Annotated in this window: 23 protein-coding genes; 16 read left to right on the plus strand and 7 right to left on the minus strand. The window is 38.8% G+C overall.

The window, feature by feature from the left end:
• Positions 1-53 precede the first annotated feature (53 nt).
• The 6 genes from gap to FA584_RS02555 are packed head-to-tail and all read left to right on the plus strand — an operon-like array spanning position 54 to position 4,967.
• Positions 54-1,055 carry a type I glyceraldehyde-3-phosphate dehydrogenase gene (gene gap, locus FA584_RS02530; RefSeq protein WP_096045848.1) on the plus strand — a complete coding sequence of 334 codons (1,002 nt, stop codon included), beginning with the start codon at positions 54-56 and terminating at the stop codon, positions 1,053-1,055.
• Positions 1,056-1,066: 11 nt separating this feature from the next.
• Positions 1,067-2,266 carry a phosphoglycerate kinase gene (locus FA584_RS02535; RefSeq protein ID WP_096045849.1) on the plus strand — a complete coding sequence of 400 codons (1,200 nt, stop codon included), beginning with the start codon at positions 1,067-1,069 and terminating at the stop codon, positions 2,264-2,266.
• A 2-nt stretch (positions 2,267-2,268) separates the two neighbouring features.
• Complete coding sequence (locus FA584_RS02540; protein ID WP_096045850.1) at positions 2,269-2,982, plus strand: triose-phosphate isomerase; 714 nt, start codon at positions 2,269-2,271, stop codon at positions 2,980-2,982.
• 13 nt (positions 2,983-2,995) lie between these two features.
• Entirely contained in the window at positions 2,996-3,817 is an 822-nt protein-coding gene (gene fabI, locus FA584_RS02545) for an enoyl-ACP reductase FabI (RefSeq protein ID WP_096045851.1), read from the plus strand.
• A 9-nt stretch (positions 3,818-3,826) separates the two neighbouring features.
• Complete coding sequence (locus tag FA584_RS02550; protein WP_167750140.1) at positions 3,827-4,792, plus strand: ABC transporter permease; 966 nt, start codon at positions 3,827-3,829, stop codon at positions 4,790-4,792.
• 22 nt (positions 4,793-4,814) lie between these two features.
• Positions 4,815-4,967 carry a hypothetical protein gene (locus tag FA584_RS02555; protein ID WP_167750141.1) on the plus strand — a complete coding sequence of 51 codons (153 nt, stop codon included), beginning with the start codon at positions 4,815-4,817 and terminating at the stop codon, positions 4,965-4,967.
• A gap of 55 nt (positions 4,968-5,022) precedes the next feature.
• Here FA584_RS02555 and nusA read toward each other — a convergent pair whose 3' ends face one another.
• Complete coding sequence (nusA, locus tag FA584_RS02560) at positions 5,023-6,147, minus strand: transcription termination factor NusA (protein ID WP_096045853.1); 1,125 nt, start codon at positions 6,145-6,147, stop codon at positions 5,023-5,025.
• A gap of 251 nt (positions 6,148-6,398) precedes the next feature.
• Here nusA and FA584_RS02565 point away from each other — a divergent pair, with 251 nt between their 5' ends.
• The 6 genes from FA584_RS02565 to FA584_RS02590 all read left to right on the plus strand — a co-directional run bounded on the left by FA584_RS02565 (position 6,399) and on the right by FA584_RS02590 (position 10,837).
• The gene (locus FA584_RS02565) at positions 6,399-6,641 is read left to right on the plus strand and encodes an HP0268 family nuclease (RefSeq protein ID WP_087437777.1); all 243 of its coding nucleotides are present in this window, start codon (positions 6,399-6,401) and stop codon (positions 6,639-6,641) included.
• A gap of 60 nt (positions 6,642-6,701) precedes the next feature.
• On the plus strand, positions 6,702-7,967 hold the full coding sequence (gene miaB / locus FA584_RS02570) for a tRNA (N6-isopentenyl adenosine(37)-C2)-methylthiotransferase MiaB (RefSeq protein ID WP_245391479.1): 1,266 nt from the start codon (positions 6,702-6,704) through the stop codon (positions 7,965-7,967).
• Positions 7,948-8,583 (plus strand): lysophospholipid acyltransferase family protein, encoded by a 636-nt coding sequence (locus FA584_RS02575; protein ID WP_096045855.1) that lies wholly within the window; start codon positions 7,948-7,950, stop codon positions 8,581-8,583. Before miaB ends, FA584_RS02575 begins: the two co-directional genes overlap by 20 nt.
• Positions 8,584-8,707: 124 nt before the next feature.
• Positions 8,708-9,787: a DUF8341 domain-containing protein gene (locus FA584_RS02580; RefSeq protein WP_096045856.1), complete on the plus strand. Its 1,080-nt coding sequence runs from the start codon at positions 8,708-8,710 to the stop codon at positions 9,785-9,787.
• Entirely contained in the window at positions 9,784-10,305 is a 522-nt protein-coding gene (locus FA584_RS02585) for a PilN family protein (protein WP_087437781.1), read from the plus strand. The genes FA584_RS02580 and FA584_RS02585 overlap by 4 nt, the downstream gene beginning before the upstream one ends.
• Positions 10,298-10,837, plus strand: a complete 540-nt coding sequence (locus tag FA584_RS02590; protein WP_087437782.1) for a hypothetical protein — start codon at positions 10,298-10,300, stop codon at positions 10,835-10,837. The genes FA584_RS02585 and FA584_RS02590 overlap by 8 nt, the downstream gene beginning before the upstream one ends.
• Here the strand turns inward: FA584_RS02590 and tilS are convergent.
• From tilS to panC, 3 genes are read right to left on the minus strand one after another with little or no spacing between them, the layout of a single operon-like run.
• Positions 10,806-11,828, minus strand: coding sequence for a tRNA lysidine(34) synthetase TilS (gene tilS, locus FA584_RS02595; protein ID WP_228448092.1), 1,023 nt, complete (start codon positions 11,826-11,828; stop codon positions 10,806-10,808). The genes FA584_RS02590 and tilS overlap by 32 nt on opposite strands.
• Positions 11,785-13,095: a 30S ribosomal protein S12 methylthiotransferase RimO gene (gene rimO, locus FA584_RS02600; RefSeq protein WP_096045858.1), complete on the minus strand. Its 1,311-nt coding sequence runs from the start codon at positions 13,093-13,095 to the stop codon at positions 11,785-11,787. The genes tilS and rimO overlap by 44 nt, the downstream gene beginning before the upstream one ends.
• Before the next feature lie 8 nt (positions 13,096-13,103).
• Positions 13,104-13,925, minus strand: coding sequence for a pantoate--beta-alanine ligase (gene panC, locus FA584_RS02605; RefSeq protein ID WP_096045859.1), 822 nt, complete (start codon positions 13,923-13,925; stop codon positions 13,104-13,106).
• Positions 13,926-14,026: 101 nt separating this feature from the next.
• On the opposite strand from panC, the gene prfB reads away from it, so the two are divergent.
• Genes prfB through FA584_RS02625 form a run of 4 tightly spaced genes read left to right on the plus strand, consistent with a single transcriptional unit; the run spans position 14,027 to position 17,655 of the window.
• On the plus strand, positions 14,027-15,121 hold the full coding sequence (gene prfB, locus FA584_RS02610; RefSeq protein ID WP_096045860.1) for a peptide chain release factor 2: 1,095 nt from the start codon (positions 14,027-14,029) through the stop codon (positions 15,119-15,121).
• Between the two features lie 47 nt (positions 15,122-15,168).
• Positions 15,169-15,492: a hypothetical protein gene (locus tag FA584_RS02615; protein ID WP_096045861.1), complete on the plus strand. Its 324-nt coding sequence runs from the start codon at positions 15,169-15,171 to the stop codon at positions 15,490-15,492.
• 12 nt (positions 15,493-15,504) lie between these two features.
• Positions 15,505-16,899, plus strand: coding sequence for a YdgA family protein (locus FA584_RS02620; RefSeq protein ID WP_096045862.1), 1,395 nt, complete (start codon positions 15,505-15,507; stop codon positions 16,897-16,899).
• Between the two features lie 6 nt (positions 16,900-16,905).
• Positions 16,906-17,655: an EI24 domain-containing protein gene (locus FA584_RS02625; protein ID WP_096045863.1), complete on the plus strand. Its 750-nt coding sequence runs from the start codon at positions 16,906-16,908 to the stop codon at positions 17,653-17,655.
• On the opposite strand, the gene FA584_RS02630 is transcribed toward FA584_RS02625, so the two are convergent.
• The 3 genes from FA584_RS02630 to rho form a co-directional block, all read right to left on the minus strand.
• Positions 17,652-18,146, minus strand: coding sequence for an asparaginase domain-containing protein (locus tag FA584_RS02630; RefSeq protein ID WP_096045864.1), 495 nt, complete (start codon positions 18,144-18,146; stop codon positions 17,652-17,654). The two genes, FA584_RS02625 and FA584_RS02630, sit on opposite strands and share 4 nt — an antisense overlap.
• Before the next feature lie 2 nt (positions 18,147-18,148).
• Positions 18,149-19,825 (minus strand): DNA polymerase III subunit gamma/tau, encoded by a 1,677-nt coding sequence (locus tag FA584_RS02635; protein ID WP_096045865.1) that lies wholly within the window; start codon positions 19,823-19,825, stop codon positions 18,149-18,151.
• 163 nt (positions 19,826-19,988) lie between these two features.
• Positions 19,989-21,371 (minus strand): transcription termination factor Rho, encoded by a 1,383-nt coding sequence (gene rho / locus FA584_RS02640; protein WP_191342075.1) that lies wholly within the window; start codon positions 21,369-21,371, stop codon positions 19,989-19,991.
• Positions 21,372-21,571: the final 200 nt, after the last annotated feature.

Below are 21,571 nucleotides of genomic sequence, written 5' to 3' on the forward strand. Positions count from 1 at the left end.
CTTTTCTAAAAGCTAGATGGATTAAAACGACTATTATATCAAAAGGAATACCTATGGCACTCAAAATTGCTATAAATGGATTTGGTCGCATTGGAAGATGCGTTGCTAGAATTATTGATTCACGCGATGACGTTGAGCTTGTATGTGTGAATGACACAGCTGAACGTGCTACCACAAAACAACTACTTAAATACGATAGTGTCCATGGCGTTTTCCAAGGTCACGTTGAATTACTTGAAAATGATTATATGCAAATGGGAAAATCAAAAGTGAAGATGTTCTCAACCCGTGATGCCAAAGAACTTAATTTTGCAGATTATGGTGTGGATGTCGTTCTTGAATGTACAGGAGCACTGTTAACCCAAAAAGATATGCAGGTGTTTATCGACAATGGTGTCAAAAAAGTGGTACTCTCTGCCCCGGCAAAAGATGATACACCCACTTTCGTTTTAGGTGTCAATGAACATACCTATGCAGGGCAAGCCATTGTCTCCAATGCTAGCTGTACTACAAATTGTCTAGGACCTGTTGCCAAAGTGCTTGATGATGCGTTTGGCATTGACAAAGGGTTAATGACAACGGTTCACTCGTATACGAATGATCAAAATATTTTAGATGTGAAACACCGTAAAAATGATTTACGTCGTGCACGTGCAGCGGCGGTTAATATGATCCCAACGAGTACGGGTGCAGCCAAAGCAATCGGCTTGGTTCTCCCACACCTTAAAGGACGTTTACATGGACAAAGCGTTCGTGTTCCAACACCTAATGTTTCTATGGTTGATCTGAACGTTGTCCTTAAAAAAGAGACAACCAAAGAAGAGATCAACGCGCTTTTTACGGAGCATGCTAACGGAAAACTCAAAGGTATTTTGGAAGTTGATGTTGAACAAAGAGTTTCTCAAGATTTCGTGACTACATCATGGAGCTCCATTGTTGCAGTCGATTTGACACAAGTGATTTGTGGCAATATGGTTAAAGTAATGGCGTGGTATGACAATGAGTGGGGCTATTCGACACGTTTGATCGATATGGCTGTTCACGTAAGTAAATAAAAGGATAGGGAATGATTCGCTCTATTAGAGATTTGGATATTGAAGGTAAAAAAGTTTTTATTCGTTGTGATTTCAATGTGCCTTTAGATGAGTTTACCAATATTACGGACGATAGACGTGTACGCTCAGCGATCCCTACCATTCGTTATTGTTTAGATCATGGTTGCTCTATCATTTTGGCAAGTCACTTGGGTCGCCCCAAGGGTGCCGTGGATGAGAAATATTCACTTGCCCCCGTCCAAATGAGACTCAAACGTCTTTTAGACAAAGAAGTTGTTTTGGCTGCCGATGTGATTGGTAAAGATGCAACAGAAAAAGCAGCGGCGCTTCAGCCGGGTGAAATTTTACTTTTAGAAAATCTTCGTTTCAGCAAAGGTGAAACAGCCAATGACGAAGAGTTTGCAAAAGCGCTGGCGGATATGGCAGAAGTGTACATTAACGATGCCTTTGGTGTATGTCATCGTGCACATGCTTCCGTTGAAGCGATTACCCACTATTTTAATGAAAAAAGTTCTGCAGCAGGATTTCTCCTTCAAAAAGAGGTTGAATTTTCTAAGAACCTTCTTCGTCGTCCAACACGTCCCTTTGTCGCCGTTGTCGGTGGTAGTAAAGTCAGTGGTAAACTTCAAGCGCTGGTTAACTTGCTCCCACGTGTCGATAAACTCGTTATTGGTGGCGGTATGGCATTTACATTCTTAAAAGCGCAAGGACTCGACATTGGCAATTCAATCGTTGAAGATGAGTTGCTGGATGAAGCAAACCGCGTTATGGAAGAGGCTAAACGTTTAGGGGTAAAAATTTACCTTCCAGTGGACGTTGTTGCTGCGCAAACATGCTCTCAAGATGCTACGATTAAGTTCGTTACCGTTCAAGAAATTCCAAAAGGTTGGATGGGCTTGGACATTGGACCTGCAACATCACGACTCTTTAGAGAAGCACTCGCAGATGCACAAACGATTCTTTGGAATGGTCCAATGGGTGTTTTTGAGCTTGAGAAATTCTCGAAAGGTAGTTTCAAAATGTCTCATGTGATTGCAGAAGCCCATGCAACAACGGTTGTGGGTGGTGGCGATACCGCAGATGTGGTGGCGCGCGCTGGCGATGCCGATGAGATGACATTTATCTCTACCGGTGGTGGGGCAAGTTTAGAGCTTATTGAGGGTAAAGAACTTCCGGGCGTTAAAGTTTTAAGTAAAGATGAGACTGAGTAAGCATGATTATTGCTTCAAATTTCAAAACAAACTACACCAGAGGTGCAGCGAAGGCTTTTATCCAAGAGATTCAAGCCTTTATTTCTAACACAAAAAGTGAACAACAGGTACGTATTTTTGCACCCTTTACGGCATTGGATCATTTTGATGAAGTATCCACTCTCAAGGTGGGTGCACAAAACTTTTATCCGGTGCAGAGTGGTTCGTATACAGGCGAAATTGGCTTTGAACAGCTTGAAGAATTTGGTATTGATACGGTGCTTATTGGGCATAGTGAGAGACGTCATATTCTTAAAGAATCGCAAAGTTTTATCGCTGCGAAATATGATTTTGCAAAAGCAAGAGAAGTAGAAATTGTCTATTGTATTGGTGAACCTGCTGAAATTCGTGTGCAAGGCATTGATGCCGTGATGAGCTATCTTTGGGAGCAGTTTGAGGGTATTGAAATTAATTATGACAAACTCATCATTGCGTACGAGCCTGTTTGGGCAATTGGTACAGGGTTGAGCGCTAGTTTAGAAGACATTGAAGAAGTTTTAACACGACTTCGTGAAAAACTCTGCACGCCTTTGTTGTATGGTGGTAGTGTTAAAGTTGATAATATAAATACTATTTTACATGTAAAAGCATGTGATGGTGTTTTAGTAGGAACAGCGAGTTGGAATGAAAAAGCATTTTGCGAGATGATTCATATCGCAGATAATGTAACAAAATAAGAGGAGTTTGAGAATGATCATGAAAGGCAAAAAAGGTCTTATTGTAGGTATCGCCAATAATAAATCAATTGCATATGGGATTGCAAAAGCATGTAAAGAACAAGGTGCAGAGTTAGCATTTACGTATTTAAATGAACAATTAGAAAAAAGAGTACGTCCGATTGCTGAAGAGTTTGGTTGTGACAAAGTGTATGAGCTTGACATCAATAATCCAGCACATTTGGAAGCATTAACGGCTTCATTAGAAAAAGACTTTGGCAAGATCGATTTTGTGGTTCACTCCGTTGCGTATGCTCCTAAAGAGGCATTGACAGGTAGATTTGTAGATACTACCAAAGAAGCCTTTGATATTGCTCTTGGTACATCAGCCTATTCATTGGTTTCACTCTCACGCGCATGTTTACCAGCGATGAACGATAATGGCTCTATTTTGACTTTAACGTACTTGGGTGGACCTCGTTATGTACCTCACTACAATGTAATGGGCGTTGCAAAAGCGGCATTAGAATCGTGTGTACGTTACCTTGCCGTTGATCTTGGACGTCGAGGAATTCGTGTGAATGCGATTAGTGCAGGTCCTATCAAAACATTGGCAGCCAGTGGTATTGGTGATTTTAGAATGATCTTGAATTGGAATGAGATCAATGCCCCTCTTCGCAAAAATGTAACGACCGATGAAGTGGGTAACAGCGGTATGTATCTTTTAAGCGATCTCTCAAGCTGTGTAACCGGTGAAGTTCACTATGTTGATGCAGGATACAGCATTATGGGTATGGGTATGGATGAAACTGATGCAGAAGGTCATACCGTACTGGCCTGGGATAATCAAAAATAAGGTAAACACATGAAATTAGTGCTGCAAAAACTTGGATATGTAGTACTAATGCTCTGTATCATCTCGTTAATCTCTTTTGGAGCAATTCATCTTGCTCCAAACTCTTTCTTTGCCAGTGGTGAACTCAATCCTAACATTACACCAGAAGCATTAGAGCAACTCAAACACGTTTATGGACTTGATCAATCTTTGCCCGCACAATTTTTTGCATGGTTTAAAGCGATGCTCCAGCTAGACTTCGGTATCTCGTTTGCTAGTGGCAAGGCTGTGCGCGATGAAATTCTAGAGCGACTTCCTATCACCCTTTTGATGAATGTTGTTAGTTTAATTTTCGTCTTTATACTGGCTTTGTATTGGGGTATAAAATCTGCTATGAAACAATCAAGCCTTTATGATAAAAGCATCAAACAGTTTGCCCTTATCAGCTACGCAATGCCTTCGTTTTACCTCTCTTTGTTGTTGGTTATTCTTCTCTCGGTACAGTGGAAACTGTTTCCTATCTCAGGATTGCACTCACAAGGCATTAGTGGAAATGGTATTGTTTACATGGCGGATATGGCATGGCATTTAGCCTTACCAATCTTTGTAATGGTCTTTGGTGGGCTTGGAAGTTTGATTTTGTATGTGCGAAGTTTGACACTCAATATTTTAAAAAGGGACTATATCTTTTTTGCCAAAAGTAGGGGTATTGAGGGAAGGGCACTTTTAATGCGTTTTATTTTGCCGAATCTCTCACCTCCCATTGTGACGATTCTAGGACTTTCGCTGCCAGGACTTATCGGGGGTAGTGTGATTTTGGAGTCTATTTTTGCGATTAATGGCATGGGACTCTTGTTTTATCAAAGTGCATTGAGCAGGGATTATCCTGTGATTATGGGAATACTGATTATTTCATCTTTTTTGACTTTATTTGGCAATATGATTGCCGATTTGATTTTAACAAAACTCAATCCTCATTTTAAACGACGAGGATAAATAATTTTAAAAGGAGCCAACAATGAAAAATATTCTTTTAGTGCTAGTAACCGTTTTATTAATGAGTGGCTGTGCGACATGGGGTGGTATTAAAAAAGATGCTAAAGATGGCGCCCAATGGACCAAAGAGAAGGTCAATCATGGTGCTGAATACGTGAAAGAAAAGACAGAGTAAGTTTGCAAAAAAGTTTTACATGTAAAGCAAAAAAGCTTTACATGTAAAGAAGTTCTTAAAGTCCGCCAAAAAGGTTTTTAAGGGCGTTTGGATCACGTTGTTCTGCTTGTTCATCACTGCTTGCATCACTGTTTGCAGTTGTTCCACCCGATTCGACCAATTCAATTTCAAATCCTGTTAACATCGAAGTAAGACGAATATTGATGCCATTCTTACCAATTGCTTTTGATTTTTGATCGCTTGGAAGCGTTACAATGGCTTTACCATTTTGAATTTTGACATTGGAAATAATCGCAGGAGAAAGAGCACGTGCGATGAAGATTTCAGGAATATTGGAGTATTCGATACAGTCAATATTTTCATTATGTAACTCTTTACTGACCGCATTAATTCTCACACCTTTTGTACCGACAGTTGCCCCAACAGCGTCAATATTAGGGTGCAATGAACTGAGTGCTACTTTTGCGCGTTCTCCTGGAATTCTAGCACTGCCAATAATCTTAATGAGTTCATCTTTGATCTCAGGAACTTCAAGTTCTAAAAGAGATTCTAAAAATTTTGGACTGGTACGAGAAAGTTCGACATACATTCCTTGTGTTTTATCAATGAGAACTTTACGAATGACACTTTTGACCACGTTGCCGACTTTAAATTTTTCACCTTTGATACGGTTTTTGCGTGGCAATACCGCTCTAATTTCTTCAATTTCAATATAGGTATTTTCATCGTTATCAACGCGCACGACAGATCCAAAAACAGTTTTGCCTACAAGTTTTTGATATTTTTCAAAAATATTGTTTTCAAGGAGACGTTGAATGTGGTATTCAAGCTCTTTTTGAAGCGTTGCTGCTGCGGTTCTTCCTAGATTATCAAGTGGCAATTCATAGGTAAGTTCATCACCAATTTCGATCTCTGGGTCAACCTCTTTAGCATCTTTAATAGCAATAAAATTTTCATTACCTTCTAAAAGTCTTGTATCATCAGGTTCAACGACAATGACTTTTTGATAGAGTTTAAGTGTTTTAGTGGCTGGGTCTATTTCTGCGCCATATTCGTATTCTGCGCCATAAATTCTTTTGGCTGTTTTGACAAGAGCAAGTGTAACGGTATTTTTAACTTCGTTAATATCCAACCCTTTTTCATGGGCAATAGATTCTATAATGTCTATAATTTTTTCCATAGGTTTCCTTAATAAAGATACGTATTTTTATATCATGGTGTAATCGCAATGATGAAAAATCAAAAATGGAAATTTAAACGATTGCGGTGAAGAGTAAGGATTATAACTAAAATCTTCTTTTATTTTTCTTTATGAGAAGGTGGTTGTTTGCTTTTAATGAGGAATTTATTGAAATTAAAGTATACTTCGCGATATATCTTTGTGCGTGTTGTACACATACGATAATTTTTGCGATAGAAAAGAGGTTTACAATGGAAATCAAATTAGCACGAAATGAAATTAATGGAAAACCAAAGACAATTACATTGGAGAAAGTGACCGAGATTATTGAAAAAGAGGGACAAAAGATCTTCTATTTTGATAAAGAAAACTCTCATAAAGACCTCGTAAGCTTGGTAGAACACTTTGAAGCACAAGGGTTTAGTGTCTATTTAAGAGATATTCGCTACGGTTTGGGTGAGAGCGATTATATGTACGAAGTACACATTCTTTAAGGCTATATTTTGGGTATTTTAGAGGAAAAGAAACTTTATATAGAAACACTTGGTTGCGCGATGAATGTGCGAGATTCTGAGCACATTATCGCCGAACTAGGTGATAAAGAAAATTATGTCTTGACCAATAGTCTGCAAGAGGCAGATCTTATTTTGGTCAACACATGTAGTGTACGTGAAAAGCCTGTGAGTAAACTGTTTTCAGAGATTGGTAAGTATAACCTTCAAAAAAAAGAGGGTGCAAAAATTGGTGTATGCGGATGTACCGCAAGCCACTTAGGAAAAGAGATTTTTAGACGGGCTCCCTATGTGAGTTTTGTCATTGGAGCACGTAATGTCTCCAAAATCTCCACTGCCGTTAATACCGAAAAATTTTTAAGTGTCGACACCGATTATGATGAGAGTACGTACGCTTTTGGCGAGTATCGCAATAGTCTTTACAAAGCGTATGTGAATATCTCCATTGGGTGTGATAAAAAATGTACCTACTGCATCGTCCCGCAAACGAGAGGCGATGAGATATCCATTCCTGCAGAATTGATTGTCAATGAAGCACGCAAAGCTGCTCAAAATGGGGCTAAAGAGATTTTCTTACTCGGTCAAAATGTAAACAATTATGGCAGACGTTTTAGCGGTAACGTAGAGCGTTCCATGGATTTTTCAGACCTACTTAACCTTATCAGTGAAATCCCCGAAGTAGAGCGCATTCGTTTTACTTCTCCCCATCCCCTGCATATGGATGATAAATTTTTAGAGACTTTTGCCAATAATCCAAAAGTATGTAAGTCAATGCACATGCCATTGCAGAGTGGTTCCACGCATATCTTAGAGCAGATGAAACGGGGTTATAGCAAAGAGTGGTTTTTAAATAGAGCTTTAAAACTTCGTGAAATGATTCCTGATGTCTCTATTAGTACCGATATTATTGTCGCTTTTCCAGGGGAAAGTGATGCCGATTTTGAAGATACACTGGATGTCATGCGACACGTGAAATTTGAACAGATTTTCGCCTTTAAATACTCGCCAAGACCTCTAACCAAAGCGGCAGAGTTTACCAATCAAATCGATTCGGAAGTAGGGTCACAGCGCTTAGAGCGATTACAACTTTTACAAGATGAAATTTTAGATGAGATTGCCGCGAAAAACCTCAATAAAATTTATCCTGTTTATATTGATGAACTGCGTAATAGTGGTTTTTTAGCAGGACGAAGTGATAATAATGCACTGGTTCAGATTAAAGGTGATGAGAGTTTATTGGGACAAACCGTAAATATCAAAATTACCAACCCAAAACGTCTCTCCCTCTATGGCGAAATTGTTCTCTAAAGAGTTTAAACGTAAACTCTTAGTGTGGATTGTTCCACCTCTTATTTATGCATTGATTAAACTTTTATTCTTTACATGTAAAAAGAAATTTTATCGTCCGCAGAATGGTTCTGCTACGCCGAGTATCTATGTTTTGTGGCATGGCGAGATACTGATGGCAGCCGCAGCTTACACATACTATACGAAACGTGTAGAGGCTGATACCATTGTCAGTAGTCATTTTGATGGTGAATTGGCCGCAAGGCTAATGCAGCTTTTTGGTGGAGGAACGATACGTGGAAGCTCATCCAAGGGAGGGGCTTCTGTTTTAAGGCAGGCGTTAAAGTCACTTCAAAAAGGACGCGATATCGCTCTCACCCCTGATGGACCAAGAGGGCCAAGACACAGTGTAGCCGATGGTGCCGCAGTGCTTGCAATGATGAAAAAAGTACCGATTATTACCATGAATTGCAATCCAACCTCGTATTGGAGCATGAAGAGTTGGGATCACTTTTGTATTCCTAAACCATTTTGTACGATAGAATTCTATTTTGGTAATCCTTTCTATGTTCATGAACTCTCACTTGAAGAGGCAAAATCATTGATCCAAAAGCGACTTTTAGAGCATGCGGTGTAAGTCCCTTTGGGGATATGGTATTACTTTTGCTTGATATTTTACAAAACTTAAGCAATATTAGTCTAATATATAGTATCAATTCAAATTAACACAAGAGTCGTAATGTGAACAAAGAGTCAGTAATATGGGCATAAGAACTGTTCTTCAGAAAAAATTTCAGAACCTTTTTGTGGCTATTGTGTTAAGTGAAACAGAATGTACATTAAGTTGTAAGGTACTTAAAAATGGTGCCATTATTAGAACTTTTTCCAAAACATTTGAGTTGACTCCTCCACTTGACGCGCTTGATAAATCACTTGAAAATTATCTGATTTCTTTGCAAGAAGAGTATCAATTCGTGTATATCGCTTTTTTATTAAGCTCTTTAGGACAAGGTGCTATCTCGGGAACAGGCAATACAAGTTTTCATAAGCATAATGTTGATTTACAAAATGTTCATCATGTTGCTATGTTTAACCAATGGTCAGCATACGCATCATATATTGAAATTAAATGGGCAAAAAACCTTTTTTCTGAAGTAGGACTTGATCTTGTATATTCGCCTTTTATTATACTCAGTGATTTTGTTGTTTCCCAAAAGCTTAAAAATAAACCAACCTGTTATATTTTAAATTGCCAAGATTTTTTTGTTTTAGCCATTTTTGAGGCGAAACAGCTTCACTTTGGAGCCTTTTTTAAGACACAAAGCGATATTTCATTTACACGCAGTAACGATGTCAACGATTGGGAAAATGAGCAAGAAGAAGATGATATTGTTAGTTCTGATGAGATGCCAGAAATCAGTGCTGAAGAGCACGAAGATACCGAGCATGAAGGTATAGAAGAACTCAGTGAATTTGGGGAATTAGGCGAATTGGAAGATATTGATGATTTACGCTCCACTGACTCCTTTTCAGATATTGATGACAAAGCAATAAGTCCTTATAAAGAGATGAAGGATGTTAAAGAAGAAGATATGAGCCTAGAGCTTTATGGGCGCGATCTTTTAGTGTACAAATATCTCAAATCATCGCTTGAAGAGTATTATCATAACCCTTTGTATGTGAGTGAATTTATTGATGAGATTATCATTTTTGATGGCTATGAGATTAGTTCTGATTTAATTCGTCAACTTGAAGATGAATTGATGATGGATGTTGAAATCCATAAAGTAGACGTCAGTGATCGTATGTGCGATATAGCTATAAAAGAGGTTTTTAAATGAGACTAAGTTTCATAGCACCACGCGCAAAACCTTTCTTTTCACTCTTTAGTAAGATGTGGCTTGTTTTTATTAGCTTGATGTCCTGCTTTATGATTATTTTCAATTTTTATATCGTGATCGAGATGAGCTCTTTTAAACATGGTGTCGTTGATTTGACGAAAGAGCGTGAAATGCTAGAGAAAAAAATTGATGAAGATGATGAATCTATCGGTCTTATTTTGCGCCAAAAAGCGATTTCTGAAGAGATCTTTTCCAATAATACCCTGCTTAAAGAGAGTATGAAAAATCTTTTTGATTTAGTTCCGGATCAAATTACGCTGAATAAAGTTCAAATGGAGCGAAACTCACTTATTTTATACGGTGTCTCACCAACACAAGACACTTTTAATTTCTTGTTAGCAGCTCCTTTAAAATCAATTTTTCACACGAGCAATACGACATTTTATTTAACCAAAGAGGGTTGGTATAATTTTGTGAGCATCAATAAAATTCTTGGCGAGGATGGTTTCCGTGAATAGCCTTGATAGAAGCTTAGAAAAAATAGATATTATGAAATTGCTCATTTTTTTGATGGTGTTTATCATCATTACCTTTAGTTTTGTTTTCTTACTCATTATTCCTAATGTAAAAGAGCATCGTGTTCTTCAAGCAGAATATAAACGGGTCTTGGTGCATAAAACCAGAGTTGAGAACCTTTTCTTAGAGCGAGAAGCAGAGCTTTCCAAACTCAAAGCAGAAAATGTCCATATAATGAGTGCGTTCAAGCATCCTTTTACACAAGAAGAGTTTATTCGTTATGCGGGAACATTCTTTAAGCAAGTTTCTTTAACAGAAGTAACCAAATCAGACTATAAAAAAGAGTTTGTTGAGTACGAGCTCAATGTAACATCAACATTGAAAACACCCACAAATTTTTATAACTTTTTAGAGGGACTTAACCGCTATTCCAGTATTGTTCAAGCAGATTTCCCTATTCATTTAGAATCTGGAAAAGAGAATATTAGCTCTACCTTTAAGATTAAAGTGTATGATCTAAACGCAACGCGCTAAGATCAATATGCGAAGTAAAGAGGTAAGAGCGAATCTTTGAAGGAATGCGTGCTTGACGGCACCTCTCTTTAAATTTTTTATCCATAGCTTGCTTGAGATACGGTGCTATCAAAATCATTTTTTCTTCAAAACAGACTGCAATTTTTCCACCCACCACACAGCTCTTCGTTTTTAAAATCTCATCCCTTTGCGCTTTTGATAAGAGAATACCGAGGAGTTTGACTATTTTATCAATATGACGAATATTGATCAGGTCATCTTCATCTTTGGGAAGGAGAAATAAGTCTTTGATGCGAGTAGCCTGATGGGGTAAAAGACGTTTAGCATCTTCTTCCATATAGCGAAAACTTTTAGCGATACCCTCCTCATAATTTTCGATCAACGGATTGGCATAGTGATGGCGAAATTGGTTGCGTACATGTTTGAAAGAGGTGTTGCTTTCGTCAGTAAAGTAAGTAATTTTATAATTTTCAAGATAGGCTTGAAGTGTTTTTTTGTTGACATGTAAAAGAGGTCGGATCATCGTGTAATGCTCTCGCTCTTCTATCTCTTGCATACCCAATAATTCAACAAGCCCAGCACCACGAGTTAGCTGCATTAAAAACCATTCAAGTTTATCGTTTAAATGGTGTGCGCTTAAAAGTGAATTGTAGCCATGTTCTTGGATGATGTTTTCAAAAAAGGTATAACGCTCTTTCCTCGCAGAGTGTTCAAAATTGGCATTTTCAAGTTTACATGTAAAGGTGAAAAGTTGTTTATTGTAAGTATCGGCAAGTTTTTTTGCATACGCTTCTTCGACGTCACTTTGCTCTCTTGTTTGATAATTCACATGGGCAATATCAAAAGGGATATTCTGCTCAAGCAGTAAAAAGAAGAGGGCGGTAGAGTCTCCACCGCCTGAGAATGCCAAAAGATTTTTGGATGTTTTAAGAAGGTCAATCGTTGCGTTATGCAACAGAGGTAATGGTTGCAATGAGTTGATCTCCCGCACACTCCGTAATCGTTGCACGGTAGCAAAGGCCTACTTCAATGTTCTCAATATCGGAGTCATTAACCAAGACTTCGCCATCAATGCTCGGTGCCCAGAGAAGCTCGCGTGCGCCCATAAAAAACTCATGCTCGCTACTTTCTCCTTCAACCAAGATGATCACCTCTTTGCCGACCTCTTTTTCAAAACTTTTTTTCGTTTTGGCTTGGACGAGTTTGTCAAGTTGTTTAATGCGTTTATTGATCGTTTTGGTGTCGATTTTTTCATCCATTTCATAAGCGGAAGTGTCTTCTTCATCGGAATAGGCAAAGATGTTCACACGATCAAAATCAAACGTTTTGGTGAAGTCCAAAAGCTCTTGAAACTCTGCTTCACTTTCACCCGGGTGACCCACAATAAAGCTGGTGCGAATAAAGCTATTGGGCGCTTGGCGCATAAGGTTAAGTTGCTCAATGATACGCTCACGTCCAGCCCCTCGTTTCATACGTTTAAGCATAGAATCGCTGATGTGTTGGATCGGCATATCAAAGTAATTATGAAAGAGGGGAGAGCTAATAATGCGCTCAATTAAAGCATTGGATGTTGTCGTTGGATAAAGATATAAAATGCGCGCACTTTTCACGCCTTCGATTTGCTCTACGGCCTCAATGAGTTTAATCAAACCCTCTTTTTCGCCCACATCACGAAGAAAGGAGCTACTATCCTGCGAGATAAAGCTAAAATCATAAAAACCTTTTGAAACGAGTGCTTTGACCTCTTTCACTAAAGATTCCAATGTTCGAGAATGGAGTTTGCCTTTAAAGCCAGGAATAGCGCAAAAGCTACACGCTTGATTACAGCCTTCGGAAAGTTTGACATACGCATGTGCATTTGAGCCTGTAATAATACGTTCTTCTTCGTTTAAAAGGTATGTTGCAGGGCTAAAACGGTTTTGGCGAAGTGCGATGATTTCATCAATTTTATCATAATCCCCCACGCCCGTAAACAGATCAACCTCTTTGAGCTCTTTCGTCAAATCTTCTTTGTAGCGTTCGGTAAGGCAGCCTGCCATCACAAGCAACGAGCCTTTTTTACGGGCTTCATGCAGTGAAAAAATGGTGTTAAGACTCTCTTCTTTCGCAGGTCCAATGAAGCCACACGTATTGACGATCAAGACATCGGCCTGACTTGGGTCATCGCACATTTCATAGGCTTGAAGTTTGCCAAGCATGACTTCACTGTCAACGAGATTTTTGTTGCAGCCAAGTGAGACTAAATGTAGTTTTTTCAATGTATTCCTTAAATCCATAAATTATCAATGAGGCGAGTCGTGCCAACTTTGGCGCAGACGAGAATGATGGAGTTGCCTATTTCAATGGTTTCTATTGTATCAAAATCACGATTTAAAATTTCCACGTATTCTACATGTAAAGGTGCTAGGGTGCGCAACATTTCAGCTTTAATAGCCTCAATATGACGCTCTCCAGCGATAATGTCATGGGTTGCCACTTTGAGGGATTCGCACAGTAAAAGTGCCTCTTGGCGCTCTTTTGCATTTAGGTACACATTGCGACTAGAAAGCGCTAAATCATCATCTTCTCTGACGATTTCACAAGGAACAATTTCCAAATCCAGAAAGAGGCTTTTAACCATATTTTGAATCAAATAGAGTTGTTGCGCATCTTTTTTACCAAAATAAGCCCGTGTTGGTTTGGTCAAGTTAAACAGTTTCAGAACCACACGTAAAACACCATCAAAATGACCAGGGCGAGCTAGTCCTTCAAGAATATAGGCTTTAGCGCTTGGTGCTAGGATACTTGGCTCGAGAGAGGAGTACATTACTTCAGGGGTCGGCATAAATAAAATACTTACGCCTGCAAGTTCACAAATTTTAATATCGGCTTGAGTACGCTTAGGGTAGGTATTAAAATCTTCTCCTACTAGAAATTGGGTAGGGTTGACAAATACAGAGACAATGGCATGATCATTTTGAGCTACAGCATTTTGCATTAAAGAGAGGTGTCCATTGTGCAATGCTCCCATAGTTGGAACAAAGCCTATGGTACCTTTTAACTCGCTTCTAGCGAGCTTGAGTTCATCAATCGTTTTTACTATTTTCATTTTAGGCACTTTTGAGTAAAATATAAGACTAGACTTCTAAGAAACGGCTTTTGTTGGAGGTCTCTTAAATTGAAGCGAGTATTATAGCAAAAGGAAACCATTTGGATAGTTACGAATACACCGAACTTCTCAAAAAATTAACCACAAAAGTGGATAACATCGCACAGATTATTAAGCCAGATGAGCTGATCTCAAGGCTTAAAGAGATCGAAACGATTGAACAAAACCCTGAGTTTTGGAATGATGCCAAAAAAGCAGCGGAGTTACAAAAAGAAAAAACAGCACTCAACTCTTTACTCAATCGTTATACCAAAGCAAATACGGTTGTTGTGGATGCCGTGGATTTATATGAAATGGCAAACAGTGAAAACGATGAAACAACACTGGAAGAGCTTTATAAAGATGCACACCATTTGGAAGATCATATCACCAATTTAGAAATTGCCATGATGCTCAGTGGTGAAAATGACAATAACAATGCTATTATTTCTATTCATCCAGGCGCTGGTGGAACTGAGAGTCAAGATTGGGCGAGTATCTTATACAGAATGTATCTAAGATGGGCAGAGCGCTTAGGCTTTAAAGTCGAAGTCCTTGACTACCAAGAGGGCGAAGAGGCTGGGCTTAAAGATGTCAGCTTTATCATCAGTGGGGAAAATGCTTATGGCTACCTCAAGGTCGAAAATGGTATTCATCGTTTGGTACGTATTAGTCCCTTTGATGCCAATGCAAAACGTCACACATCGTTTAGTTCTGTCATGGTTTCTCCTGAAGTGGATGATGATATTGACATTGTCATCGAAGATCGTGATCTTAAAGTCGATACCTATCGCTCTGGTGGAGCGGGTGGTCAGCACGTCAATAAAACGGACAGTGCGATTCGAATTACTCATATGCCAACCGGTATTGTGGTACAGTGCCAAAATGACAGATCTCAGCACAAAAATAGAGCAACCGCTATGAAAATGTTGAAATCTCGTTTGTATGAATATGAGCTTGAAAAACAACAAGCTGTGAAAGATGGTGTTGAAAAAAGTGATAATGGCTGGGGACATCAGATTCGCAGTTACGTTTTAGCACCGTATCAGCAAGTGAAAGACACTCGAAGCAATATTGCGTATTCTCAAGTGAGCAATATTTTGGATGGTGATATTTCAAAAATGATTGAAGATGTACTCATTGCACAAAAACGCTAGAGAACTTTGCATTTTGACGAATAAAAAATATTAAAAGGAAAAAACGTATGGAAAAACAGGCGATCTTAACACAACTAGGTTATGGGGTTACTCCAAATGCACAAGCGCAACTTGAGCGCGTTATTAACAATACTATAGGTTTTGAACATATTGAAAAACATCTTCTTGCACTGCATGATGCCCTCAAAGTTCACCACTCATTTGTGGCGCTTTCTAGTAACAAAGATTACTTTAAAATCAAAAATGAAGCTACAGGTGAAGATCTCATTGCTGAGGTGAATGAGTTAATTAGTAAATGGGCCACAAAGTTCAAAATTACTTTGGAAAAAGTTCCTAACAAAAATACCTATTATGTTATAGGTTATAAATAATAAAGGCCCTGTATGTCAAAAATAAAATATATCGTTATATCTTCTGTTGTGGTGGCAGCATTAGCTGCAACACCTCTTGTTGTTTCGCATAAAGTTGACAGTAGTATAGAAACCAACAGAGTATTGCTTGAACAAAATGGTCAAAAACTAGAGATTTTAAGTAAAAGCGGTTACATGACGGGCACACGAACCTTTAGTCTTGAAGTGGTTGATGCGAAAAAAGCACGCGACTTTTTGCTCTCGACATTGGTTGAAAAAAATGCTCAATATAAGCTCTTTGCAGAAAGCTTGAAAACGGAAACTGATGAGGGTATCAATGACGCATTTGATGGTTTAAAATTTAAAGGTGAGATAACGAATTCAAATTTTTTACCCAGCGATGTCAAAGTCTCTTTGAGTCTTAATCAATTACCTCGTTCTATTCAGGAATCCATTGCGAATGATAAAGTGGCAAGTGATGCCATTTTACCCCTTTTAACGCGAGGTGTTTTAGCGCTTGATATGACATTTGGTAGTGACCAAAAACTCAAAGACGTGAAATTTAAAGATATCAAAGAAGAGATCAAAGCAGAAGGTACTGTTCTGAGCATTGATACGGAAAAACAGATGCTGACACTGACAGAACGTGGTGGTAGTGTTCAAGGTGTTCTTGGTGTTGGCAAACAAAATTTTGGCATTAACAGTGATATGTTTATGTTTAAAAGCGAGCTTCAAGACTTTGTTTATAACTTTAGCTATCAAGACGATCTCAATAACAAAGGTGACCTTAAAATTGGTAAGTACGCTTTTGAAATTAATGATGAATATACCAATGCCAAGTTTGATCTAGGTTCGCTCAAAGCCAACAGTAGTGTAGAAGATGTCAAAAAAGATCTTCAAATCAAAGCAGACTATACGTTTGATGATATTGCTCTCAATAACAGTAGTGCAGATATCACACTCAAAAAACTTTTTGCAAAACTTTTCTTACGAGGCATTAATTCGGATACAATGAAAAAAGTACAAGCGGATTATAATATGTTGCTTCTTGGAACAACACCGCTTGAAGATAAAGTTCTTATTGATGATTTTATAGCACTTGTCAATCATGGGGTGAAGCTTGATTTAGGGATTGCACTGCAAGGGTTTAGCACAGAGATGATCAATCTTAAAGATGTCAGCATTGACACAACACTGGTTGTGGCAGAAAATAACTATAGTGACAAACAAAGTCCTCTCGCACTTCTTGGGCTTTTAGATATTACTTCCAAAGTCAAAGTTCATAAAGAAGATCGTGCAACCCTTGAGAGCTTGGGTCTGACATCCGCTGAAGATTTTGCATTAGGAAAAGAGGAAGGTGACTTTTTCATTTACGAAATAGCAATGAAAAATGGTGCCATTAGTGTTAATGGTCAAACGATTCAGTAAATTATAATGACACAACCAATACCCAAAACGAATATTTTCGCACTGGCTCTTGGGGATACTTTTTCTCCAAGAGTTTTGCTGATTTCTCTCCTCTCTTTTATTCTCACACTCTTCGTCTTTATTGGAGCTATTTGGCTTCTTTTTGGAGGTGTTGGTGCTTTGTCTGCATGGATTGCACAGAGTTTACAGAGTTTTGAAGGCAGTGTGGAACAGAGTTGGTTTTTGAGTATGATTTCACTCCTTTTCATCACCAAAACGATTGTAGCCATTCTCTTTTTCTTTACGTCTGCTATGGTTGTTTACTATCTTTTTTTGATGGTCTATTCGGTGATTGTTGGACTTTTTGCAAGCTATTTTATCAAAGAGATAGGCATACTCTATTATCCTAGTGTGGCATTTCGAGGCATTGGTTTGCTTAGTTACGTGTGGATAGTGCTTAAAACGCTTTTGTGGACAACATTGATGTTTTTGCTACTTTCACCTTTAGTTTTTATTCCACTCTTTAACTTTGTGCTTTTAGTGCCTGTATTTTATCTGTTTCATAAACTTTTGGTGCTAGATGTCGCTTCAATGATTAATTCTAAAGAAGAGTATTTGGCGTTGAAGAAATTATATGCGGGGCAAATGAGAGGGATTTCTTTGATCTGCTTTGCCCTAACGGTGATTCCTTTTTTAGGGGTTGTGATCTATCCGTACTATGTAATTGTCATGAGTCACTTTCTGTTTCGTAAAACAGAGGAGTTACGAGCCCTTTAACAGAGCTCGAAAATTCCTTTTTGTCTATTTTTATAGATACTTCCATGGCTGGCAATTGCCCCATGCATGGCAAGATTGACCCCATTTTTTTCTCGGCACATTAAATCACCCAACGCCATCATGAAATTGCTGGTTGCTTCAACGGTATCAATGCTAAAAGGCACCATGGCACCTGTGAGGGTAATGATCTTATCTTTTACATGTAACGCTAAAAAAGTAGCGGTAACATCCATGGTATCCGTACCATGAACAATTAAAATTTTATGACATTGTGAAGATTGAATGGTTTTAACCATCAATTCACGATCCTCCTCACTCATCTCAAGACTGTCTTTGTGAATGATATTCAACAGTTCATAGGAGGTATTATAGCAGTAGCGTAAAATGGACTCTACGGCGATGCCATCTTGTGGAACTTCAAGCTCACCTTTAAGAGGATTGTAGCGTTTATTAAACGTGCCACCTGTGTTAATAATCAGGATTTTTTCCATCATTAAACCTTTTGGTGAATTTGAATTTTTTGTGGGTCAAAAAGCTCTGTTGCTCTTTGAACGAAAGGGGTATTAAGAACTTCTTTAGCGTCAATTTCCCGTTGACCTGCCATTATGGCTCCTGCGGCACAGCTGTCGCTTTGAGGTGCATCTTCAAACGCTACACTTTCGATCATCGAAGCGCTTTGATCGTTTGCGCTCAGTTCTGCTTCACTCATTTGCAATTCATAGTTAGGATCAAACGAAGGTTCAGGTTTTGGCTCAGGTGGAAGCACGTGCATTTTAGTGATTTTTATTTTTGTTTCCAAACCAAAAAGCTCTTGGACAAAGTGCTTGATAATGCTGTAATGAGTATTCAGCGTTTTACTCGCTTCTCCTTCTGCACTTGAACTGAGCATCAGCTGTTCTTCTGAAAAACTATCAAACCGAATATGCTTTTTAAAACAATCACCTAGCTCCGCGTTACGATCGAGCAATTTGTCGCACAGGCGGGCAAAAAGCATCTCCGAAGTGACGCCTTGATCTTTTACATGTAAAGATGTTTCTTCAACTTCCACAGGAGTTGTTGGTGCTTCTGAAACATCTGTTTTAGCATGAGCCGTTGTTGGAAGGCGAAATTTTTCATTTTCAAGTGAGTCGATCATCTCTTCAATGGTTTTAATGTTGGTTGCTTCAATCATCTTAAAGAAGATTAACGAGAGCACAAAACCGTTGTTTGCATTGATGTACAAAAGACTTTTAGATTCACTGAGAATCTTGAAAAAACGTTCATACAGCAGTGTTGAAAAACGGCGATCTTGTGCAAAAAAGGCATTTTTAAGATAAGCAATTAACTCATCTATGACGATTTCGCACTCATAACTTTCAAGCTCTTTAATAATGCCGAGCATCTCATTTTTATTGCCACTTAAAATCGTTGTAAAAATTGTTTCAAGTTGATTAGGATCTAAAAGCCCTAACATCGTTGCAACATTCTCAGGCGTAATGTAGCCTTTGGAATAAATAATGGCTTGATCCATGAGAGTCAACGTATCGCGCAGTGAACCATTGCCTGCACGGCTGAGCATCTCTAATGCCTCTTTTTCATATTCAATATTTTCAAGATGGAGAATATGGCAAAGGTGATTAACGACGTCACTTTGCTTAATCTGTTTAAAACGAAAGTGCTGTGCACGCGATAAAATTGTTGCTGGAAGCTTTAGAGGATCAGTGGTTGCAAGGATGAATTTCACATAACTTGGAGGCTCTTCCAGTGTCTTTAAAAGCGCATTAAACGCTTGCGTGGTCAGCATATGGACTTCATCGATAATGAAGATTTTAAAACGCGCACTGGTAGGTTTGTATTTGGTACTTTCAATGAGTTCACGAATGTCATCAATACCACGATTGGATGCTGCGTCCATCTCGATGATGTCGATATGACGGTTTTCGTTGGCACTTAAGCAGTGTTCACACACTTCGCAGGGTGTTGAGGTTGGACCTTGCTCACAGACAAGAGCCTTAGCAAAGATACGTGCTGTTGAAGTTTTTCCACTTCCACGAAGCCCAGAAAAGAGATAGGCATGAGAGAGTCTATCTTGGTTAAGTGCTAAACTAAGCGTTTGAGTAATCGACTCTTGGCCGATTAGCTTATCAAAGGATGAAGGACGATATTTTAGAGCAAGTACTTGATGTGACACGTAAAGACCTTTATCTAATTTATAACCAATTTTACACTATTTTGAGATTTTTTCCAAAACCTTGCTCTGCCAATATCCTTGGCAATTTTTAGTGTCATAGTGGCTAACTCAATCAAAAAAGTTTTGCTTTTTTGACGTTCTGAACTAGACTTTTAAAAAAAGTCTAGTCATTCATAATAGAGAGTAGTTCTTCATTGTCCTTGGTTTTAAGCATTTTTGCATACAAGAATTTAAGTGCTTCAATGTCATCCATTTGGCTGATAGCACTTCTAAGAGCCCAAATTTTTTGAAGACGATCAGGGGTAAGAAGAAGTTCTTCTTTACGTGTGCCAGATTTCATGATATTAATCGCTGGGTAGATTCTTCGATCTGAGATATTTCTATCAAGAACAATTTCGCTGTTACCTGTACCTTTAAACTCTTCAAAGATAACTTCGTCCATTCGACTTCCAGTCTCGATCAATGCTGTTGAGATGATGGTTAAACTGCCGCCATTTTCGATATTTCTCGCCGCTCCAAAAAAACGTTTTGGTTTATGAAGCGCGTTGGCATCGACACCACCACTTAAAACTTTACCACTGGAAGGGGTCACCGTATTGTAAGCACGAGCAAGTCTCGTGATAGAATCTAAAAGGATAATGACATCTTTACCCATTTCCACACGACGTTTGGCTTTTTCAATGACAAGGTTAGCGACACGAACATGGTTCGATGCGGGCATATCAAAGGTTGAGCTATACACTTCACCTTGGACACAACGTTGCATATCGGTCACCTCTTCAGGTCTCTCATCAACCAATAAAACAATGAGTTCAGATTCAGGATGATTGCGAGCGATGCCGTGTGCAAGTTCTTTCATAAGTTCGGTTTTACCACTTCTTGGAGGTGCAACGATCAATCCACGTTGACCTTTACCGATTGGGGTAAAAAGATCCAGTACGCGACCTGTGATTTTCATTGGATCGTATTCAAGTTTAATTTTTTCGGTAGGGTAAAGAGGTGTTAGGTTTTCAAAAAGAGGGCGTTTTTTGCTCTCTACAAGAGGGAGATAGTTAATGGCTTCAATTTTAAGAAGGGCGTAGTAACGCTCTTGGTCTTTTGGAGGTCTCACTTGTCCTGTGACAATGTCACCGGTACGAAGCGCAAATTTTTTGACTTGGGTACTGCTGACGTAGGCATCGTTGGCGCTGTCTGAGAAGTTGGCATCGGTGGCACGTAGGAAACCATACCCTTCACCCGCAATCTCCAAAATACCCGTAAAAAGAATGAATCCACCTTGGTTAACTTGCGATTTTAAGATCTCAAACATCAAATCTTGGCGTTTAAGTTCATTGGGGTTTTCAATGCCAAGTTCTGCAGCAATCTCTAAAAGTTTTTCAAGTGGCGTAGTTCGAAGCCCCTCTATTTTGTAACCATCTACGGGAATATGGGTTCGTGATTTGTTATAGTGTGTTGGTTTTGCTTGTACGTTTCCATTTGTATTACCGTTGGGTTGGGCTGTATTCGCGCAGGGTTGATTGTTTGAGGTGGGAGTGTTTCCGCTCATTGTGCCTTCTTTGTTGTTAGTTTGATCGTTCATGAAGCTAGAGTCTCTTAATATGGTGAAAGATTCCCAAAGATAGAGTTGCTTGAGTCGATTGTTATGAGACTACTTTGTGAGAATTTCTAAAAAGTAGTGATGGTGTAATTTTAGTCAAAGTGGCAAGATTTGTCAAGGTGGGCTAAAGAGAAAAAAGATAAAATGGC

Origin of the sequence: Sulfurospirillum diekertiae, assembly GCF_011769985.2 — a bacterium.
In the GTDB taxonomy this organism is placed as follows: Bacteria; Campylobacterota; Campylobacteria; order Campylobacterales; family Sulfurospirillaceae; genus Sulfurospirillum; species Sulfurospirillum diekertiae.

Bases quoted from the DNA above. Each gene is read 5' to 3' on its own strand.
- gap (WP_096045848.1), top strand. From the start codon at position 54: ATGGCACTCAAAATTGCTATAAATGGATTTGGTCGCATTGGAAGATGC.
- FA584_RS02535 (WP_096045849.1), top strand. From the start codon at position 1,067: ATGATTCGCTCTATTAGAGATTTGGATATTGAAGGTAAAAAAGTTTTT.
- FA584_RS02540 (WP_096045850.1), top strand. From the start codon at position 2,269: ATGATTATTGCTTCAAATTTCAAAACAAACTACACCAGAGGTGCAGCG.
- fabI (WP_096045851.1), top strand. From the start codon at position 2,996: ATGATCATGAAAGGCAAAAAAGGTCTTATTGTAGGTATCGCCAATAAT.
- FA584_RS02550 (WP_167750140.1), top strand. From the start codon at position 3,827: ATGAAATTAGTGCTGCAAAAACTTGGATATGTAGTACTAATGCTCTGT.
- FA584_RS02555 (WP_167750141.1), top strand. From the start codon at position 4,815: ATGAAAAATATTCTTTTAGTGCTAGTAACCGTTTTATTAATGAGTGGC.
- nusA (WP_096045853.1), bottom strand. From the start codon at position 6,147: ATGGAAAAAATTATAGACATTATAGAATCTATTGCCCATGAAAAAGGG.
- FA584_RS02565 (WP_087437777.1), top strand. From the start codon at position 6,399: ATGGAAATCAAATTAGCACGAAATGAAATTAATGGAAAACCAAAGACA.
- miaB (WP_245391479.1), top strand. From the start codon at position 6,702: ATGAATGTGCGAGATTCTGAGCACATTATCGCCGAACTAGGTGATAAA.
- FA584_RS02575 (WP_096045855.1), top strand. From the start codon at position 7,948: ATGGCGAAATTGTTCTCTAAAGAGTTTAAACGTAAACTCTTAGTGTGG.
- FA584_RS02580 (WP_096045856.1), top strand. From the start codon at position 8,708: ATGGGCATAAGAACTGTTCTTCAGAAAAAATTTCAGAACCTTTTTGTG.
- FA584_RS02585 (WP_087437781.1), top strand. From the start codon at position 9,784: ATGAGACTAAGTTTCATAGCACCACGCGCAAAACCTTTCTTTTCACTC.
- panC (WP_096045859.1), bottom strand. From the start codon at position 13,925: ATGAAAATAGTAAAAACGATTGATGAACTCAAGCTCGCTAGAAGCGAG.
- FA584_RS02615 (WP_096045861.1), top strand. From the start codon at position 15,169: ATGGAAAAACAGGCGATCTTAACACAACTAGGTTATGGGGTTACTCCA.
- FA584_RS02620 (WP_096045862.1), top strand. From the start codon at position 15,505: ATGTCAAAAATAAAATATATCGTTATATCTTCTGTTGTGGTGGCAGCA.
- FA584_RS02625 (WP_096045863.1), top strand. From the start codon at position 16,906: ATGACACAACCAATACCCAAAACGAATATTTTCGCACTGGCTCTTGGG.
- FA584_RS02630 (WP_096045864.1), bottom strand. From the start codon at position 18,146: ATGGAAAAAATCCTGATTATTAACACAGGTGGCACGTTTAATAAACGC.
- rho (WP_191342075.1), bottom strand. From the start codon at position 21,371: ATGAGCGGAAACACTCCCACCTCAAACAATCAACCCTGCGCGAATACA.